Raw genomic sequence first — 3230 nt, 5'->3', positions numbered from 1 at the left:
CGGGGCGCGGCGGTTCACGGTCGGGTTCGACGAGCAGCTCAAGCCGACGGTGACCGATGACGGCGGCACGGTGCGCAAGTCGCTGCCCAAGCCGGGCGTCAAAGACGACCCCGATCTCGCGCCCGCCGCGCACAAGCGGTTCGCGGCGTTGAAGAAGGACGTCCGGACGGTCGCGGCCGACCAGATCGCGCGACTGGAACGGGCGATGGTGGACCGCCGCCGCTGGTCGGCCGCCGAGTTCCGCGACCTGCTCGCGGGGCATCCCCTCGTCGGCCACCTCGTCCGCCGCCTGGTGTGGCTCGCCGAGGACGACGGTCGCCCGATCACGGCGTTCCGCGTCGCCGAGGACGGCACGTTCGCCGATGCCGCCGACGACGCGTTCGTCCTGCCGGACACCGCGCGGGTCGGGATCGCGCATCCGGTCCACCTGGGCGACGGGGTGAAGGCGTGGTCGGAGCTGTTCGCCGACTACGAGATCCTGCAGCCGTTCCCGCAGCTCGCCCGGCCCGTCCACGCCCTCACGGGCGACGAGCGCGAGACCGGGCGGCTGGCCCGCTTCGAGGACCTGACGGTGCCGTCCGGCGCCGTCCTCGGCCTGGTGGACCGGGGCTGGGAGCGCGCCGCCCCGCAGGACGCGGGCGTCGAGCCGTGGATCTCCCGGCGCCTCGCCCCCGACAGGGTGCTGGTCGTCGACCTCGAACCCGGGATCCCCGTCGGCTCGCCCGACCTGCTCGGCGACCAGCGGCTCGCCGGCGTCCGGCTCGCCCGGCACCCCGGCGCCCCGCCGCGCGGCACGGACCCGTCGCCGCGGGGCGACCTCGACCCCGTGCTCGCCTCCGAGGTCCTCGCCGACCTGGCCTCCCTGACCGACGCGACGAACGGAGCGCGCCCATGACCGACGGCCACGCACCGGCCGGCGACCACGCCCTGCTCGCCCGAGGCGCGTGGTGGCACGCACGCCACCCGCGCCGGGACCGCCCGGGCGTGCCCGAGCCGGACGCGCCGGACGAGGCCCGCGCCGCGCGCGCCGCGTCCCTCGTGGACGGCGTCCGCGGCGAGATCGACAACGTCCTCGCGCTCCCCGGCACCGACCCGGCGATCGCCGAGGCGGCCCGCGCGTACCTGGGCGGCGCCGCCGACCCGCTCGGCGCGGCGGCCGTCGCGCACATCGCCGGCATCACGGGGTTCCTGGACGGGCGGCCGGACGGGCCCTCGTTCCCGCACGCCTGGGTCGCCCGGCACGGCGACGCGTTCGCCGCCGCCGCGGTCGCGGAGCTGGGCGGGATCGCCGCCGACGCGACGTACGTCCGCCCCGGCTACGCGTGGGGAGGCGTCCGCGCCAGGGCGCCCCGCGACACGTCCGGCGCATGGTGGCTGCACATCGGGGACGCGCGGTGGCTCCGCACCCGCCTGGCCGCCGCCCCGGACGACGTGTACGCGGCGGCGGTCGCGGAGCTCGCCGCGCGGCGCGGCCACGAGCTGCAGAAGCTGGTCGCCGCGTACCTCGCGCCGACCCGCGGCGACTGGGTCGAGGAGCTGTGCGGGAACCCCGGGGCCGCCGCGGACGTCACCTTCCACGGGCGGTGGCTGCTGTTCTGCGCGCTGGGCGCGCCGCACCAGCCCGCCGCGCTCGGCCTGGCGGTCGGGTACCGCGACCGCGACCCGGGCGTCCTGACGTCGCTGGTGGACGGCGTCGGCGCGGAGGCGGCGGCGCCGCTGATCGTCGAGGCGCTGGAGCAGGACCTGTCCCGGGGGACGCAGGCGGGCGCCCTCCCCGAGGTCCTCGCCGGGCTCCCCGTGGACGCGGCGTGCCGCGCGCTCGTCGACCGGATCGACCGGCCCGGCTTCCCGCCCGCCGTGCTCGCGGCCGCCCGCGGCTTCCCGGCGCGGGTGCTGCCGCTGCTGGCCGCGTCGGACTCCGCGAGGGCCGCGGACCTGCTGGCCGCGCGCGTCCGGGCCGAGCCGGACCTCGCCGCGTCGCTGCTGCCGGACCGCCCCGCCGAGGCGCGCCTCCCGGACGCCGCGGACCTGCCGCCGCTGCTGACCGAGCCGCCGTGGACGAAGTCCCGGACGGGCGCCGAGCCGCTCGTGCTCGAGAACCTGCCCGCGCCCGGCGTCACCGCGGTCGCGTGGGCGCCCGGCGAACGGGAGGAATGGGCGGCGCACGCCGAGGCCGGATCCGGCTACCGGCCCCTGTCGGAGCGGGAAATCGCCGAGTTCGATGCCGGGGACCTGCCATGGTTCCGGGAGGTCGCGCTGTTCACGGAGGGACCGGACGACCAGGCCCGTCCGCGCCTGCGGACCTGGGAGCCCGAGTCGGAGTGGGACGCCGAGCGGTGGCTGCCGGTCGTCGTCGCCCGGTTCGAGGCGGACGCCGCGGGCGCCGCCGTGTCCGTCGCCCGGCGGGCCCCGACCGCGCTCGGCCGGTTCCTGCTGCCGCTGCTGAGCGACGAGATCGCGCGGACGATGGCGGACTGGCTCGTCCGGCTGAAGACCGCCGCGCAGGAAGCGCGTGCCTGGTTCGCCCGGCACGGCGCCGCCGCGGCCCCCGCGCTGATCCCCGACGCGCTGGGCAAGGCGGGCCGCAGGCGCGGCGCCGCCGAGGCCGCGCTGCGCCTGATCGCGGACCGGGAGGGCGCGGGGCCGGTCGTCGCGGCGGCGCGCGTCCACGGGGACGCGGCGGCCGCCGCGATCGAGGCGCTGGTCACGGCCGACCCGCTCGACAAGCTGCCCGCCGTGATCCCGTCCGCGGACTGGGTCGAGCTCCGGGCGCTCCCGCGGCTCCTGCTGCGCGGCCGGACGCACGCCCTGCCCGACGAGGCCGTCGCGCACGTCCTCACCATGCTGGCGATGTCGAAGCCGGACGAGGTGTACGCGGGCGTCCCGGCCGTCGTCGAGCTGTGCGACCGGGAGTCGCTGGCGGAGTTCGGGTGGGCGCTGTTCCGCTGGTGGGAGGCGTGCGGTTCGTCCTCGAAGGAGAACTGGGCGCTGACCCAGCTCGGCCTGACGGGCGACGACGGCACCGTGCTCCGCCTCGCCCCGGTGATCCGCGCGTGGCCGGGGGAGAGCGGGCACGCCCGCGCCGTGCTCGGGCTGGACGTCCTGGCCGCGATCGGTACCGAGACCGCGCTGACGAACCTGCATTCGATCGCGCAGCGGGTGAAGTTCAAGGGGCTGAAGGCGAAGGCGCAGGAGAAGATCGAGGAGGTCGCGGCCGGTCTGGGGCTGAC

At 77.9% G+C, this 3230-nt stretch carries 2 protein-coding genes; both read left to right on the top strand.

All coding sequences use genetic code 11. The features are described 5' to 3' along the window. Nucleotides 1-895, top strand: an 895-nt coding sequence (locus H505_RS0133290; protein WP_026405397.1) for a DUF4132 domain-containing protein, incomplete at its 5' end; no start/stop codon positions are given. Further along, nucleotides 892-3230 (top strand): hypothetical protein (locus H505_RS46055; protein ID WP_211238622.1); only part of this gene is annotated, 2339 nt, incomplete at its 3' end. The genes H505_RS0133290 and H505_RS46055, both read left to right, overlap by 4 nt.

The organism is Actinomadura rifamycini DSM 43936, from assembly GCF_000425065.1.
GTDB classification, from domain to species: domain Bacteria; phylum Actinomycetota; class Actinomycetes; order Streptosporangiales; family Streptosporangiaceae; genus Spirillospora; species Spirillospora rifamycini.
Note: the sequence above shows the minus strand (reverse complement) of the source record. Positions and strands in the feature narration are given on the sequence as shown.